13 protein-coding genes are annotated in these 17,542 nt (G+C 30.9%); 3 read left to right on the forward strand and 10 right to left on the reverse strand.

All coding sequences use genetic code 11. From position 1 onward, the window contains the following. Window positions 1-53: 53 nt before the first annotated feature. Window positions 54-1,529, reverse strand: coding sequence for a glycogen synthase GlgA (gene glgA / locus ACEW8E_RS12595; protein ID WP_373480697.1), 1,476 nt, complete (start codon window positions 1,527-1,529; stop codon window positions 54-56). A gap of 222 nt (window positions 1,530-1,751) precedes the next feature. Here glgA and ACEW8E_RS12600 point away from each other — a divergent pair, with 222 nt between their 5' ends. Both ACEW8E_RS12600 and ACEW8E_RS12605 read left to right on the forward strand, forming a co-directional pair. After that, on the forward strand, window positions 1,752-2,492 hold the full coding sequence (locus tag ACEW8E_RS12600; RefSeq protein WP_373480698.1) for a peptidylprolyl isomerase: 741 nt from the start codon (window positions 1,752-1,754) through the stop codon (window positions 2,490-2,492). Window positions 2,493-2,654: 162 nt separating this feature from the next. Then, window positions 2,655-5,702: a peptidase domain-containing ABC transporter gene (locus ACEW8E_RS12605; RefSeq protein WP_373480699.1), complete on the forward strand. Its 3,048-nt coding sequence runs from the start codon at window positions 2,655-2,657 to the stop codon at window positions 5,700-5,702. A 253-nt stretch (window positions 5,703-5,955) separates the two neighbouring features. Here ACEW8E_RS12605 and ACEW8E_RS12610 read toward each other — a convergent pair whose 3' ends face one another. The 6 genes from ACEW8E_RS12610 to purN all read right to left on the reverse strand — a co-directional run bounded on the left by ACEW8E_RS12610 (window position 5,956) and on the right by purN (window position 12,686). Further along, window positions 5,956-6,738: a sulfite exporter TauE/SafE family protein gene (locus ACEW8E_RS12610; RefSeq protein WP_373480700.1), complete on the reverse strand. Its 783-nt coding sequence runs from the start codon at window positions 6,736-6,738 to the stop codon at window positions 5,956-5,958. Window positions 6,739-6,751: 13 nt separating this feature from the next. Next, on the reverse strand, window positions 6,752-7,081 hold the full coding sequence (locus ACEW8E_RS12615; protein ID WP_373480701.1) for a rhodanese-like domain-containing protein: 330 nt from the start codon (window positions 7,079-7,081) through the stop codon (window positions 6,752-6,754). Between the two features lie 67 nt (window positions 7,082-7,148). Continuing rightward, window positions 7,149-7,835, reverse strand: a complete 687-nt coding sequence (locus tag ACEW8E_RS12620) for an MBL fold metallo-hydrolase (RefSeq protein WP_373480702.1) — start codon at window positions 7,833-7,835, stop codon at window positions 7,149-7,151. Between the two features lie 93 nt (window positions 7,836-7,928). Then, entirely contained in the window at window positions 7,929-11,510 is a 3,582-nt protein-coding gene (locus ACEW8E_RS12625; protein WP_373480703.1) for a glycosyltransferase, read from the reverse strand. Window positions 11,511-11,713: 203 nt separating this feature from the next. After that, window positions 11,714-12,046 carry a DUF565 domain-containing protein gene (locus ACEW8E_RS12630; protein ID WP_373480704.1) on the reverse strand — a complete coding sequence of 111 codons (333 nt, stop codon included), beginning with the start codon at window positions 12,044-12,046 and terminating at the stop codon, window positions 11,714-11,716. A 16-nt stretch (window positions 12,047-12,062) separates the two neighbouring features. Next, complete coding sequence (gene purN, locus ACEW8E_RS12635) at window positions 12,063-12,686, reverse strand: phosphoribosylglycinamide formyltransferase (protein WP_373480705.1); 624 nt, start codon at window positions 12,684-12,686, stop codon at window positions 12,063-12,065. 157 nt (window positions 12,687-12,843) lie between these two features. On the opposite strand from purN, the gene mtnA reads away from it, so the two are divergent. Next, on the forward strand, window positions 12,844-13,962 hold the full coding sequence (gene mtnA / locus ACEW8E_RS12640; protein WP_373480706.1) for an S-methyl-5-thioribose-1-phosphate isomerase: 1,119 nt from the start codon (window positions 12,844-12,846) through the stop codon (window positions 13,960-13,962). 103 nt (window positions 13,963-14,065) lie between these two features. Here the strand turns inward: mtnA and ACEW8E_RS12645 are convergent, their stop codons facing one another. The 3 genes from ACEW8E_RS12645 to fbp form a co-directional block, all read right to left on the reverse strand. After that, window positions 14,066-15,295: a dicarboxylate/amino acid:cation symporter gene (locus tag ACEW8E_RS12645; RefSeq protein ID WP_373480707.1), complete on the reverse strand. Its 1,230-nt coding sequence runs from the start codon at window positions 15,293-15,295 to the stop codon at window positions 14,066-14,068. A 318-nt stretch (window positions 15,296-15,613) separates the two neighbouring features. Continuing rightward, window positions 15,614-16,324, reverse strand: coding sequence for an acireductone synthase (gene mtnC / locus ACEW8E_RS12650; protein WP_373480708.1), 711 nt, complete (start codon window positions 16,322-16,324; stop codon window positions 15,614-15,616). 92 nt (window positions 16,325-16,416) lie between these two features. Then, complete coding sequence (fbp, locus tag ACEW8E_RS12655; protein WP_373480709.1) at window positions 16,417-17,448, reverse strand: class 1 fructose-bisphosphatase; 1,032 nt, start codon at window positions 17,446-17,448, stop codon at window positions 16,417-16,419. Between the last annotated feature and the right edge of the window lie 94 nt (window positions 17,449-17,542).

Consider the following 17,542-nt stretch of genomic DNA (forward strand, 5'->3'; position numbering starts at 1 on the left):
CTCATTACTCATTACTCCAATTCTGCAAGAAGTCTAATCTAATACCTGATACCTTATTTATGGCGTAAAAAATCATATAAATCAATGTATTTTTGCCCAGGGTTTTTCCAAGAATAGTCATATTCCATCCCTTTTTTTTGGAGTTTTTCAAATTCTTTAGGATTATGATACCATAATGCGATCGCTCGTCCTAAAGCTGATTCTAAGGCATTATGATCCGTTTGATAAAAAACAAATCCATTTCTTTGGGTTTCTTGATGATTTTGATCATTATCTTTATCAAAAACTGTATCAATTAAACCACCAACACCACGAACTACAGGAACTGTACCATATTTTAAACCAATCATTTGAGTTAAGCCACAAGGTTCATAGTCACTAGGTACGACAATTATATCAGCTCCAGCATAAATTAAATGGGCTAATTCTTCATTAAAACCTAACTCTAAATGACAATCAGGGTTATTATTGAGGAAGTATTTTTCATGGGAAAACCAACTATTAATAGAAGACTCAGTCGCTGAACCTAATAAGACAAATTGCGCATTATGATGGAGAGAATAGTATAAAGAATGATGTACTAATTCCACACCTTTTTGACGATCAAGTCTGCCAATATAAGCCACAATAGGTTTTTTATCATCTTTTAATAATAGTCTTTCTCTTAAGGCTTGTCTATTTTTAGCTTTATTACTAATATCACTGATATTGTATTGATAAGGGATAAAAGTATCTATTTCAGGATTCCAAATATTGTAATCAATTCCGTTGAGAATACCGTTAAATTTATAGTGATGAAGTTCTAAAGTATGACCTAAACCATAACTCACACCGCTATATCTTGCTTCCCATGCGTGGTGAGGAGAAACGGTATTAACGTGATTAGAATAAACAATACCTCCTTTCATCATATTCAAAGCAAAAGGATTAAAGTTATCTTTGAGACGATCATAACTATAATAATAAGGAGCATTATTTAACCCCGTAGCTTCTAATATTTCAGAGCCACAAATACCTTGATGTTTAAAGTTATGGATAGTATAACAAACTCTTTGATTTGCCATACCATGCCATTTATACATCTCATATAACATGACAGGGATTAATCCTGTTTGCCAATCATGACAATGGATAATATCTGGGCGTTTATTACTAATAAAAAGAAATTCTAAAGCCGCTTTCGAGAAAAAAGCAAACCTCATATCGTCATCATTTTCTCCGTAGTAGCAACCTCGATTAAAGAAATTATCCTCACAATGGGGTTGAATAAAGAAGCATAGTCGGCCATGTACCCAACCACAATAGACAGAACAATGAATTGCCCCATCATACCAAGGCACATATAAATCTTTATAAGCATCATGTAAACCCCAAATATGATCGTAACGCATACAATCATACATAGGTAAAATAATTTCGACTGTATGACCTCTATTTTCGATTTCTCTACTTAACCCATAAACGACATCTCCTAATCCCCCTGCTTTAATTACAGGTGCGCACTCTGAAGCAATATGAACAATATACATAGAGAGCTTTTACCTCTTGGTTTTTCTTTCAAATTGATACATTTTATATCAAATTTTCGTCATTTTGTAAAGAATCGTAAATATTAGGAATTAATTACTCATTACTCATTACTCATTACTCATTACTCATTACTCATTACTCATTACTCATTACTCATTACTCATTACTCATTACTCCTATCTTTGCTATAGTATTTTCGTTATCTTTATTAATCAATTTATATGACTTATAAAATGGAAGTAGGTAATATTATTATTACTCCTGAAAATATTTTTCCTCTTTTAGCTGAAAAACAAATGATTGCGCCTTTAGCTAGGGAGATTATTTTAGATCAGGCGATCGCCAATATCCAATGTAGCCCAGAAGAAACAGCGATGGCGGAGCAACAATTCTTTATGCAAATGCAACTAAATCCTAATGATACTGAAAAATTACAAGGATGGTTAGAAAGAAATTATTTGACAAGGGAACAATTACAACAAAGAATTTTAAGAAATACTAAACTAGAAAAATATAAAGAAGAAACATGGAGTAATGAAATAGAATCTTATTATTTAAAAAGAAAAAACCAACTAGACAAGATAGTTTACTCATTAATTAGGACAACAAACGTAGGACAAGCACAAGAATTATATTTTCGTATCTGTGAAGGAGAAAAAGAATTTTCAGAAATAGCAAGGGCATATTCTCAAGGTGCAGAAGCCGAAACAGGTGGATTAATGGGGCCTGTGGAGTTAAGTGTACCACATCCACAAATTGCACAAAAACTCATGACATCTCAACCTGGGGAAGTTTTGCCACCCATGAGAATCGGTGAATGGAATGTTATTTTACGATTAGAGAAATATTTAGTCGCACCATTAGATGGAAATATGAAACGTAGATTATTAGATGAATTATTTAATAACTGGCTGAATGAACAATTACAAAAACAAGTAAAATTTCAACTTAGCAGAGAATAAAAAATGATCCAAGGTTAATTAATAATATCTCTTAATCCTATTTTGTTCAATCTTAGTTAATTAATCATCAATAAAATCTGATATTTTCGGTTTAAAATTACGATTAACTATATAAAAAATCTTAAAATCAAAATTACTTAAATTTCTGAACAATTATTAATCATGGTATATACTGTTAGTTCAGTAGGAGAGTTTCTTGCTACTATTGAGCCTTTTAAACAATTATCACAAAATACACTTCAAGAATTATCTGAGCATTTTCAACCATTAAAATATGAAATGGGACAGATTATGCTAATCAAAGAGAAAATTCCACCTCATATTGCTATAATCTACGAAGGTCAAGCCCGTTGTATTGCTTATGATACTCTTAATAGTCAACCTATTAGTTTACAGCTTTTGAGTAATGGTTGCGTTATCGGTTGGGAAAGTTTAATTAGAGGATTTCCTTCAGAAACTGCCATTGCCTCCACAGAAGTAATCGCCTTAACTTTAGATAGAGAGAAATTTTTAAAGTTAGTCAATAAACATCCATCATTGAAAGAGTATTATCAAAATCAAGCAGGTTTAATTGAAATCTTCAACTTATTAAGCTATCAATTTATTCATCACGCTATCGGTGAAGGTAATCTTAAAAAATTAACCCAACAAGCTCTTAATTATACTCAAGTTTATAATTTATCTTCAGGAAAACAACAACAATTACCTCCTCCTCCTGAAAATCAAATCTGGGTATTGAGTAGTGGCACAATTAAAGATCAAGAAATAGGTTCAGAAGTACCATCAAATACTAAATTAACCCTTGATAGTGATTGTCGCTTTATTTCCTTACAATTACCGAAATCTCAAGAATTATACAATCTTAAAAATATTGACAATATTACCGTTGAAACAGAAGAAATAGAAGACGTTTGGGCGGATGATAATTCCCATAAAGAGAATAAAACTCCCACTGTTACCCCCTCGGTGTTGATGGATAATCAAGATATTCCCATCGCCGATTCTACTCTCCTACAAAAACAACCCTCTTCTTTAACCAAAGAAAGTAAAAAACCTCTGAAAAACTATCCTTTTTTTAGTGGAAAAACAGAGGCAGAAATTGGTATTGCTTGTATGCGAATGCTTACAAAATACTATAAAATTCCTTATCGAGGGGAGGTTTTAGTTCGTATTATAAAAGAACAAGTACATAGAGGAGGACGTTTATCTCTTGATATTTGTGGGGCAATTACTGAATTAATCGGCTTAAATGCTCAATTAATAGGGCTTCCTGCTGGTGCTTTTGGACGTTTAGAAGGCCCTTTTTTAACAAAATTATCTGATAGTTTAGTGGTTATCTATGCTACCAGTGATAAAACTATTGTAGTAGCAGATCCTCGTCGTGGTGCTGTAAGAGAATATAAAACTAATGATTTTCTCGAAATTTGGGGGCAAGAAGGTAAGGTTTTACTCCTCAAACTAACCAAAGAAACTGCCCAAGAAAAATTTGGTTTAAGTTGGTTTGTACCATCTTTAATTAAATATAAATGGAGTTTAATAGAAGTTTTTATTGCTTCCTTCTTTGTTCAATTATTTGCCCTTGCTAATCCTTTAATGATTCAGATTATCATTGATAAAGTAATTGTGCAAAATAGCCCTGATACCTTGCAAGTTTTAGGTATATTTTTAGTGGTTTTGGCGGTATTTGAAGCCATTTTAAGCACTTTGCGGACGTATTCTTTTACAGATACAACCAATCGCATCGATATGACTTTAGGCTCGGATATTATCGATCACCTTTTACGCTTACCTCTTAGATACTTTGAAAAGCGTCCTGTCGGAGAAATTTCTACCCGTATTAACGAGTTAGAGAATATTAGGTCATTTTTAACAGGAACTGCTTTAACAGTGGTTTTAGATGCCATTTTCTCCGTTATTTATATTGCGGTTATGTTCGTTTATAGCCCATTATTAACTTTTGTGGCTTTGGGTATTATTCCTATTTTCGTGCTTCTAACCCTTGTATTTTCTCCTTTGATTCGTCGTCAACTACGAGCAAAAGCCGAGCGTAACGCTGAAACTCAATCCCATCTGGTAGAAATTATGTCAGGGATTCAAACCGTTAAAGCTCAAAATATCGAATTAAAATCCCGTTGGGAGTGGCAAGAGCGTTATGCTAAATATGTCGGTACAAGTTTTCAAACTGTTATTACTCAAACTTTAGCAGGTTCAGCGAGTAACTTTTTAAATAAATTATCACAACTCCTAGTATTATGGGTTGGTGCTTATTTAGTATTGAAAGGAGACTTAACTTTAGGGCAATTAATCGCTTTCCGTATTATCTCAGGTTATGTTACTTCACCGATTTTACGTCTCGCTCAACTATGGCAAAATTTTCAACAAACTGCTTTATCTCTTGAACGTTTAGCTGATATTGTAGATCATCCTCAAGAAGCGGAGGAAGATAGAGATAACATTCCTATGCCCTCCATTCAAGGCACTTTAAAATATGATAATGTCTGTTTTCGTTTTAAACCCCATGGCCCTTTACAATTAAATAACGTTAGTATCGAGTTTCCTGCGGGTACATTTGTCGGTATTGTGGGAGAAAGTGGCGCTGGAAAAAGTACCATGACAAAGCTGGTTTCTCGACTTTATGAGCCTGAATCAGGGCGTATTTTGATTGATGGCTATGACGTTAACCGTGTGGAATTGTATTCTTTACGTCGTCAAATAGGAGTAGTACCCCAAGAAAGTTTGTTATTTGATGGTACAATTTTAGAAAATATTGCTTTAACCAGTCCTGATGCTACCACAGAAGAAATCATTAAAGCGGCTCAAGTTGCTGTTGCCCATGAATTTATCATGAATTTATCTAACGGTTATAATACCAGAGTCGGTGAAAGAGGCGCTTCTCTCTCAGGTGGGCAAAGACAACGTATTGCGATCGCTCGTTCTGTGTTACAAAATCCAAGAATGTTAATTTTAGATGAAGCCACAAGTGCGTTAGACTATAATACAGAAGCTCAAGTATGTCAAAATTTAATTCATGCTTTCCAAGATCGTACAGTATTATTTATTACCCATCGTTTAGGTACAATTCAAAATGCTGATTTAATCTTAGTTATGGATAATGGTTCAATTGTAGAGAAAGGTACTCATCAAGAATTAATGGCTATGATGGGGCGTTATTTTTACCTCTATCAACAACAACAAAAATCAAATAAATAAGTATTAGACTTTTTGCAGAAGTGGAGTAATGAGTAATGAATAATAAGTAATGAGTAATAAGTAATGAGTAATGAGTTAAGAAATTAACGTTTTCCATCCTAAAATAAATTTTACTTTTTATTTTGCCTACTTAGTTACAGCAATCCTAAATTGTTGATGAGTAATTAAAGATTGAAAAGTAACTATAAATAGCTAAAATCTTTTTAAAATTTACAACTTATTATCACATTACAATAATTTTAAATGACTTATTTTAACGAACAATTAAAATAAAAATTGCAACGGTTAAGACAAAATAACCAAATCCTTTTTGTAAATATTTAGCGTTAATTTTTTCTGATAAATACCCTCCCATAATAATTCCTATACTAGCGGCGACGGTGAAACTAATCATTAGTAACCAGTTTAAATTCACTTGGTTTAAATAACCAGCAAAACCGCTAACGGAATTAAAAGCAATAATAATTAAAGATGTACCCACTGCTTCTTTCATAGGTATTCCTCCCACTAAAACTAAGGCTGGAATAATTAAAAATCCTCCGCCAACTCCTACAAATCCTGTTAAAATTCCAACCCCAAACCCTTCAATAATTGTGATAAAAAGTTGACTATATTTATTCTTAATAATCTCTTTTTTTTCAGGTAAAATTATATCCTTATTTTCATATTTTTGGTTACTTTTAAGAATCATTAAGATACTAGCAAGTAACATAATAATGCCAAAACTAATGAGTTGAATTGTCTCATTTATAATGGGTAAATCACTAATTTTTGCACCTAAAAAACTTCCTATCATGGCAGGAGGAATAAAAATTAAGGCTATAGAAAAATTGACATTTCCCTGTCGCCAATGGGGTATTAAACCAATAATACTTACAATTCCCACTATAAATAAACTCATGGCAATGGCTTCTTTTGTTGAAGCACCAATGACATATTTAAGAATAGGAACAGCTAAAATTGAGCCTCCACCGCCGATTAATCCGAGGGTTAAGCCAACAAAAATCCCTAAAAATAAACCAAAAGTTAACCGCATAATATTTTTTAAATCACTTTACCAGAGGAAAATTGGCTTGTTGCCATGCTGTAATACCACCTTCTAGTTCAGTAACAGATGTAATACCTAAAGCTATTAATTTTTCCGCTATTTGATGAGAACGTTTGCCTGAGCGACAATAAAGGATAATATTATGATGATGTAACCATTCCTCTGGGTGAAATTGAGATGAAGGTTTAAGAATAGCAGTACAAATGTGACCAAAATTATATTCTTCCTCCTCTCTAACATCTACTAAAAAAACTGATTCCTTGATTAATTTTTCCATTAATTCTTGAGGATTAATCAATTTTATTGTTGTTTCTAATAAAGTTTTATTCATGACAATTTTTACCTAATAAAGTTATTTTAATGTTAATAATATTAGAAATTTTAAAAGTAAATAATTATTAAACTTTTCCACATAATTGATTAGCTGGTACTGCCTCCATAATTTTGCTAGGATTAGGTAAATTAAGATTGTCCATTATCTTGATAAAATCTTCACGATTTTTATGGGAAATACGAGGATTAAATTCTTTTTCTTCGCCGATAGTCGATAGGGTATGACCATGATAATCATGACCGGGATAAACTAAAGTATCATCAGATAAAGTAAAGAATCTTTGTGTGATAGAATCATATAAATTACCAGAATTGCCACTCTGAAAATCAGTTCTACCGCAACCTCTAATAAATAAAGCATCTCCCGTTAATAAATGGGTATTATTCACTAAATAAGAGAAATGACAATTTGTATGACCGGGAGTGGCGATGGCTTTAATATCAATATTCCCTAACATTAAAATTTCCCCGTCAATTATGTGACGATCCGCACAGTTTACCTGAGCTTTTTCGGGGACAATACCTAAACAATGGGTTAATTTTCTCAATTCACCTGTACCAGTAATATGATCAGCATGAACATGAGTTTCAATAGAATATTTTAAGGTTAAACCTAACTCACCAATTAACTTTAAATCTCTGGATACTTGTTCTAATACAGGATCAACTAACGCCGCCTCTTTTGTTTCAATATCCGCTATGAGATAAGTATAAGTCCATGTTTCTTGATCAAATAATTGACGAAATAGCATTTTTTCACCCTGTTTTTTTTAACTACATAATTATTCTATCACTTAGTTATATAGTTAGTAAAGTAAAATAATAATAATCACCTCAAACTTGATTTAAAAATCTAAATAATCTTGATATAATTCCTTATAATCATAATTTTGAGCTAATTTTTTAGCATTATTACCAATGAAATTTAATTCTTTATTATTAGTTAAAAGTTGAGAAATGATAGCAGGATATTGAGTTAAATTATCTTCAATAATAGCGTGAGTTTTATTGATTATATCATATCCACGAAAGGCGATCTTTGTGCCTAAAATAACTTTATTAAAACTCATTGCTTCCATTATTTTTAAAGATGATCCTGTACCTGATAACATCGGTGCTAATATTAATTTAGCCTGTTGATAGACTATAGTTAATAACTCTAAATCAACTTTTCCTAAAGAGATAAAATAATCATTATTTTCTGCTAAACAACAACTACCAATGATAATAAATTTACAAGGATTTCCCTGATAATTATTAGCTATTTTTTTTATTTCTTTTACTGCTTCAATATTAGGAAAATGTCCACTTCCCACGAATAAACAATAATTTTCTGTTAACCAAGGATAAAGATTAAAATATTTTTCTTGATGATTTATTACTGATAAATTGATGTTAACAGGATTAGAAACAACTTTACTATTTATACCCCATTGTGATAAAAATTGTTGATCTTCTTTTGAGACACAAATTACTTTATTTGCTGTTTTTAAACTAGAGATTTCTTCTGCTAATAAGATTTGATAAATAGGAGAATTTTTAGATACTTGTTGACATAAAATATCGTGGGCAGTAATAATTAATTTAATATTTTTTTCCTGACAAATTTTACTAACAATTTTTGCCCAAAAAGGATATTCTAAAATGACAATATCTGCCCAATCTATGATATTTGTTATAGATTTTTTAAAGTTATCATCAAAGGGAAATTGATTATACATACTTAAACGCCAATCTTCTGAAATTTCTTGAAAATTATTTGTTAATATTTGATTATTCTGGTGATTATTAGTTTCAAATTCTGTCAATGAATTAATGGTGACTAAGGAATTATAGCTATTCGTATAAACTTGATTTATTAACTCTAAACCGTCAAAATTTTGATCATAAAAACTATAACGCACATTATCTAAAATTAAGTCTTTTTCCTCTCCTACTGTAAATAACCATACAGAATGGCCTTTTTCTTGTAAATAATCAATTAATAATCCAACCCGTTGACTTGCCCCTGCTTTTCGTTCTAAAATATCTCCCCAAGGATAAAATATTGCTATTTTTTCTCCTCCTTGACTGAGGTTATTTTTAATAATTTTATTCCCTAAAGTAATTTTTAAAGCATTATTAATTATCTGTTGATATTCTAGTTTATTTTTACCCCAAATAAAGTTAATAATTTTACTATTATTTATAAATCTACTTTCTGATACTAAGTTATTAAAACTAGGTAAATTATAAGCTACTAAAGAAGGATTATAACTAATAAGTTTTTCTCCTTGGTGTTTATTCTTGACTAAAATAACTTTTACTTTACTAAATAAATTTAATTCTATTTCCCATTCATTATTATCAATATTTTGATTATTTTCAATAGCTGATTGATAAGATAATAAATCTGACACTTGACAAATAATAGGAAGATTATTTAAGGCTAATTTATTAACTATATTTTCACTGATAATAGAATCAATAAAAATAGTATCTAAATTCTCTTTTTGTAAATAATTAATTAAACTATCAGGAATAAATAAACTATTAACTTCAATTAATTTTCTTGTAAAAGTTATTTGATTATGGTAAACATTGCTAAAATATTTTTCTTTGTCTAAACCATTAATCAATTGAGGAGAATTTTGTGAATATAAAAACCATATTTCTTTAAATTTATCTTGATTAAGAATAGATTTAATTGAATGACTAAATTTATTTTTTTCTTTTTCGGATGATGACGTATCGAGAGAATAAATAATTAATAAAAGTTGATAGTTACATTCTGATAAATATTGTAAATGACTAAGGATAATTTGCCCATTTATATCTAAAGTTAATAAACTATCTCCTCGAATAATCATTAATAACTTTGGGGAGGTAACTAGATTGATTTTTTCTTTTTTATTATCCAAAGAAATCACAGAATTATCTTTAAAATTTACTTCTGTTAATAAACAATCAATTAAACTATCAGGAGAATGTTTTTTTCGCCAATTAATACTAAATTTTTCCGCATTTTTTTGATATTCACTAATGTTATTAATTACTTTAAGAATAGTTTTACTAATATCTTCAGGATTTTGATAAATGCCTCCTCGACTTTCATCTAATTGACTCGCTAACCAACTATTAGCCGGTACAATTACGGGTTTTCCTGCGGCTAAAGATTCTGTTAAAACTCCCGATGTACGATGACGATAACTATTAATATCATAGGGAATAATCAATAAATCTGCACTTATTAATAATTGATAATATTCCTCTGTTGTCATGGAATTTTTAATAACTTTTACCATGTCTTGAGGATATTCTTCAAGTTGTAATCTACTAGCTAAAATTCCTTTTTCACCACTATTAATATTAAAGTTAGATTGAATAGTTATTCTAATTTTTTTTGTGACTAAATAATCTTCCCATAAATCAGCTACTATAGGAGGTAAATATAAATAACCTTTTTCAATTCTCGCATCTCCTAAATAAACTAAATGTAAAGGCTTATTTTCTATTTTTGATATGTTATTTTTTCGTAAAATTTCTTGTCTAAATGGTACAGGAATTTCTATTAATTTTACGGGAGAAAGACTATTATAACGATTAACTAATTGTGGTGTATCAGTATAAAATTTTACTTTTTTTGGGAATAATTGACATTGATAAAATTGTGATAAACAAGCCTTAATTCCTATTCCTTCAGCATTTTTAACTAAATTATCATCAATATCTCGTCTAAGCATGATATGATATTGTGGTAAATTATTTAACTCTTTTCCTTGTAAAAAATATAAGATTGCTTCTAATTGTTCGATACTTAAAGTATGAATAAAAACATGATCATTTGGAGTAAGTTTTAAAGAATTAATAATTTGACGAAAAGACTCAATAAATGAATTACTTTCGATATTTACTAATTTTTTGATAATCTTATCGATAACTTTTTTAGTAATTTTAAAACTAAACCTAGTTACACCCCAAATTATTTTTAAGATTCCCCAAAGAGTATGGGTAAAAGGAATATTTTTAATTAAATTAATATCCTTTTTTATCCATTTACTTAATCTAAATAAACTTCCTTCTATTTTGTCTAAAATTCCTCTTGTTTTAGGTTGAGTTAACTTTAGTTTAAAAATTTGATAATTAATCTTTTCTTGATAATATTTAATGCCATTAACAAAACTGCTATTTTCTTGATTATTAATATATCTTTTAAGTTGTTTTTGAAAAATATTTAATGGTTGAGTAGAATTATTAAACCAATCTACTTTAAAGACAGAAATTACTTGAATATTATCAGGATATAAAGAAGAAGAAAATTTTTTATTAGCGATAATAACTGGTTTATAACCTCGTCTTTGAGCTGCCTCTGCAACTGACAAACTACACTCATAATGATGTCCCTGTAAATCCTGTAAAGAATGATCAATAATAATAAATTTTTTCATTATAATTTTAATAAACTAATTAAAAATTAAAGCAATATTATTCAGTTAAAATATCCTGTTAATTTGTGTTAAAAATATTTTCTATAGCTTAAGATACCATAGTTTTATTATAGTTTAGTCTTTATGTAACTAGCGTTATTGTCAATATTAAGAAAAAAGAATAGATTTATAGATAAAAAAGTAAAATTTGATAACTATTAATGTTAAGAATTGAGTTTTAATGCTTCTAAATAAAGTCCATAAGTAAAACCTATTTTTGTTGAATTTAACAAATCAACCCATAATGATTTATTATTAGAATTACGACGACGATAAACAAAAAAACTGATAATTTCTGTTGACAATAAAAAAACTACTGCCATTGTCATATCTAATAAACCAACTTGTCCTGCGGAAGTAGAAAATGCTGAAGCTAAAAAAAATCCTCCTAATAAACAAATTATCGTTAAAGATGATTTACGCCAAGGGTTAGTAAAGAAATTATTAAATTGACTAAAAAACTTACTCAATAACGAGTTTAAACGGGTTTCTTGCATTTTTATTTCCTTTTATCTATGACTTTAACGCCGCTAGTGCAATACCTTGGGTTATGATACGATGTTCTTGAATTTGAATACGATGATGTAACGTTTCTGCTGTATCATCTGGTAAAATAGGTACTGCCGCTTGTACTAAAATAGGACCGCTATCAACTTCTAAATCTACTAAATGTACGGTACAACCTGTAATTTTTACCCGTGATTTTAAGGCTTTTTCAATGGCATTAATTCCTTTAAAACTAGGTAATAAACTCGGATGAATGTTAATTACTCTATGGGGAAAAGCATTTAATAACACGTCAGTAATAATTCTCATCCAACCAGCCATCACAACCCATTCCACTTTATTGACTTTAAATACTTCTACGATAGCTTGATCTAATGCTTCTCGATGGGAATAGTTACGATGATTTAATAATATGGAAGGAATATTTAATCTATCTGCTTTTTCCTTTACTTTCGCCGACGGATTGTTATATATTAAGACTTCAATTTTAGCATTTAACTCCCCCTTATTTATCGCTTGAGCAATCGCCTCAAAATTACTACCGCTACCTGAAGCCATAACACCTAATTTGATGGTGTGATTCAAGGCTAATTTATCAGGAGGATGAGAAGGAGAAACAAGATAATCCATAGCTAAGGAGAGATTGAAGACAAAAATAGTATATCACAAATAGATAATTAGCAATATATAATTGAAAATGGCTAATTGATCATAAATAATAGATTCTTCTCTGTTTTTAATTGATAATTGATTAAACTAGAAAATGCTGTTTTTTTAGTAATTATTTATGAATGTTAACGGAAAACCTTATCGGACAATTTGGCTACATCCTAAAGATAATAGTATAATTCAAGTTATAGATCAACGCTATTTACCTCATCAATTAATTATCGAAGATTTAGCCACTTTTGAACAAGTTTGCACAGCTATTAAAGAGATGCACGTTCGTGGTGCAGGAGTAATCGGAGCAGCAGCCGCTTATGGAATGTATCTTGCTAGTTTGGAAGCAAAAAAAAATCAAGTCAAAGATATTCAAACATTTCTACATTTAGCAGGAAAAAAATTAAAAGCTACTCGTCCAACCGCAGTAAATTTGGCATGGGCGGTTAATCGTCAACTAGAAAAAATTGTTACTTTAAATGATAATATAAATCTGATAATCGAAAATAGTGCAAAAATTGCTCAAACCATCGCCGAAGAAGATGTCAGTTTTTGTCAGAATATCGGTAAACACGGCGTTAAACTCCTTGAGGATATAAGTCAAAAAAAACACGGAGAAGTCGTCAATATCCTCACCCATTGTAATGCTGGTTGGTTGGGTTGCGTTGATAATGGTACAGCCACTTCCCCTATTTATGAAGCATATCGACGAGGTATTAAAGTTCACGTTTGGGTAGATGAAACACGCCCACGAAATCAAGGCTCAACCCTTACAGCTTGGGAATTAGGGCAAGAAGGAGTACCTCATACTATTATCCCTGATAATGCTGGAGGGCATCTGATGCAACACGGCTTAGTCGATATTGTAATTACTGGTAGCGATCGCACAACTTACACGGGAGATGTAGCAAATAAAATCGGGACATATTTAAAAGCAGTGGCGGCGAAAGATAATAACATTCCTTTTTACGTTGCCTTGACATATTCAGCCTTTGACTGGGAAATCAGCGACGGAGTGAAACAAATTCCCATTGAAGAAAGAGATGGGAGGGAGGTTAAATATATGAAAGGATTACATGATGGAGAAATTAAAGAAGTACTTGTAGCACCAGAAAATAGTCCAGTAGCTAACTATGGTTTTGATGTAACTCCTGCAAGACTGATTACAGGATTAATCACAGAAAGAGGAATTTGTCAACCATCGGCGGAAGGAGTTTTTAGTTTATATCCAGAAAAACGTTTTTAAGGCTATTCTATTCGTCTTATTTCATTTCTTAGTTGCAAATATGACTAAAATCTTGTGCCTACCCATAAATTTTTATTTAAGGTAGGACAACTGAATTTTTTTCTTAACTAACGGTATCTAAGTTTACATTTTGTGGGGATTGTTCCCAATGACTGAGGGCAATGGCATTTACACTATTACCAATAAGATTAATGACAGTTTTAAATCCATCGGTTAATCTATCAACTCCTGCCACGATAGCAATTCCTTCTAAGGGTAATCCAGAAGCGGATAAAACTGTAGCCATAGTGATTAAAGCTGAGCCGGGTACTCCGGGTGTACTAAAAGATACTAATAAACTACTAAGAGCAATGGCAGTTATTAAAGAAGTAGTTATAGGTACATGATAAATTTGAGCAATAAACAGAGCATTAAAACCTTGTAAAATCGCTGCACCATCTCGTTTTAAAGCAGTGCCAAGGGGAATAGCAAAACTGGCAATTTCCTCATTAAGTCCATATTTCTCTTGAATATTTTGTAATAATACTGGTAAAGCGGCATTAGAACTAGCTGTACCAAATGCTAAAATTAATGCTTCAGACACACTACTAAAAAATTTAACAGGTTGCTCTTTAAGAATCACCAAAATAATGACATAAAACCCCGTCATTAATAAAGTAGCACATAGTAATCCCAATACATAAACCAGCAACTTGAGAATTAATCCAATGCCTTGGGTAGCAATTACTGAACTAATTAAAGCAAAAACCCCTAAAGGGGCGGTATAAAGAATTATTGACAGGGATTTTTCACTGATGTTATAAACACTTTCCATGAAATTGACAAAAGGCTTAGACTTTTCTCCAGCAAGTTGAATCCCTACGGCAAAAATCGCCGCCGAAAAGATAATTTGAAGCAGATTACCTTCACTCAAAGCCTCAAGGGGATTAATGGGAATTAGACTAACTAGCCAATCAATTATGGAGGGAGGCTCAGATACGCCCATAGTTTCTGGAATTTGGAAGCCTGAAAGTCCGTTACCCGGCTGTAAAAACCATGCTACTCCCATACCAATGGAAACAGAAATAGCTGTTGTTATCACATAACTACTTAATAATTTAGCGGTATAACGTCCTACCTGTGAAGCATTTTGAATACGAGAAAATCCCATAATTAGGGAGGAAAAAACAATAGGCATTACCAAAAACTGAATCAAACGCAAAAAAGATTCTCCCACGGGGAGGAGAAAATAGTGATCTAAATTACTAACATTAGCAGGAAAAGTCGTGTTAATAAAAGTTCCGAAAGCGATACCAATTCCTAAAGCAATGAGAATGAATGTAGATAGATTCATAGTTGATTATTCGCAAAATGTTTCCATCATGAACTATAGTCTTTATGCAGTTTGTAGCAAGTTTATCAAAGTGAAAAAATTTTAGGTAATGACGGTTACATATCTGTTTAGTTTAATTGTTCTTCCTTACTTCAACTCCTATAGAATTGTTATATTTAATTTGGTGAAAATTATGGCTCTCCTACAGTAGCTATGACAAATTAATAGAAAATAATTAATGTAAACTTTAATCAGTATGGCTTTGAGTATTTTAAAAATGCAATTATTATAAATTAACAGTTTGAATTTAACCTAATACCTGCTACCTGACACCTTTTTTTAGACATAATTTATCATATTCAAAGTAGTAGAGCCAAAATTATTAGTTATTTGATGAGGATAATTACTATTTTTTTTCTCATTAAATATACTTTCATCTCTAATTACCCAAACAGTTTTCATGCCCACGGAAAAAGCTGAGTTTACTTCTGCTTCTATATCAGATAAAAAAATTATTTCTTCAGTATTTAAACCAATATTATTAGCGATATTTTTATAAGAATTAGCTTCTTTTTTGCCGCCAATATTAGTATCAAAAAAACCAGTAAATAAATTTAATAAATTACCATATTGTGAATGTTTAAAGAATAGTTTTTGAGCATAACATGAACCTGAAGAATAGATATAAATAGGGATATTTTGACTATGCCAAAAAGATAGTTTTTGATAAGCATCTTCATAAACATGAGACTGATAATCCCCATTTTTATAACCTTCTTCCCAGATCATACCTTGAATATCTTTGAGAGGAGTTATTTTAAAATCATTTTTAATCCAATCTCTCAAAATAGTTATTATTTGTTGTTGATTATAATTAGTTAAATTTTCTAGTTTTGCTACTTCTAAAATTATGTTTTTTATTGATGAATTATCCCAGTTTTTAATTAAAAAATCTGCCATTTTATCATAAGCATAAGGGAATAAAACATCATGAACAAAACTAATCGAACTGGTTGTACCTTCAATATCGGTGACAATTGCTTTAATCATAATATAAAAAGTATTTAATCAAGAAGATTATATCAAAAAAAAGGATTGTTTTCTCCTTAAAATTAAAGTTTTTTGACTAAGTTAATTATCAATTATTTTTCGATAAATGATTCGACTAATTCTACTTCATTTTTACTTCCTAAAATGGCTGGAGTTCGATAATGAATTTTAGAGGGTATAATATCGAGGATAGGATTAATTCCATCGGATGCTTTACCTCCAGCTTGTTCGATGATAAAGGCTAAAGGTGCAGTTTCGTATAGTAATCTTAGTTTACCTTCAGGTTGCTCCGTTGTACCGGGATATAAAAATACTCCCCCTTGCATTAAAATACGGTGAATATCTCCCACTAATGCACCGCTATAACGCCCAGTATAGCCCTCTTGACGATGAACATAACGAGTATAATTGCGAAAAGAATCATTCCACTGCCAGAAATTTCCTTCATTAACACTATATACTGAACCATGATCTGGTATTTTGATGTTTTCTTGTGCTAAGATAAACTCTCCTAAACTAGGATCTAAAAAGAAAGAGTGTACACCATTACCCATAGTATAAACTAAGACTGTAGCAGGACCATAGAGAATGTAACCTGCGGCAATTTGTTTACTACCGTTTTGTAATAAATCTGTTGCTTCTCCGTCTAAATCTTCCCCTTCCTGTTGTCTAATCGCAAAAATTGAGCCTACATTTAAGTTAATATCAACATTAGATGAACCATCAATAGGATCATAAAGTAAAGTATATCTACCAATAGGGCAGTTTTCAGGAATATAGTAGGGTTTATCCATTTCTTCTGAAGCTAAACGACACACTAAGCCACTTTGTTTAAACACAGAAATAAAGACTTCATTGGCATAGGTATCCATTTTTTTGACGGATTCCCCTTGAATATTTGTCTCCCCTGTGAAGCCTAAAACATCTTCCATTAAACCAGCGCGACTAAGACGGCGAGAAATTAATTTTCCAGCTAAAGCAATGCGACTCATAATAGCGCTTAAATCGTAAGCATCTGGGGAAAAACTCTTTAAACTTTGTAAAACATGACGAGATAAGGTGGTACAATCTCGATCAAGATTAGATTCGGGAATAATTAATTCTGGTGGTGAGATAGTATTCATTTATTTTCATCAGTAAGATTGTTAATGTTTTTATTTTAACGTGATAAATTAAATTCTCTTGATTATTTTATTTTTTTTAAATTATTAATATAAT

This window comes from Geminocystis sp., assembly GCF_041753295.1.
In the GTDB taxonomy this organism is placed as follows: Bacteria; Cyanobacteriota; Cyanobacteriia; order Cyanobacteriales; family Cyanobacteriaceae; genus Geminocystis.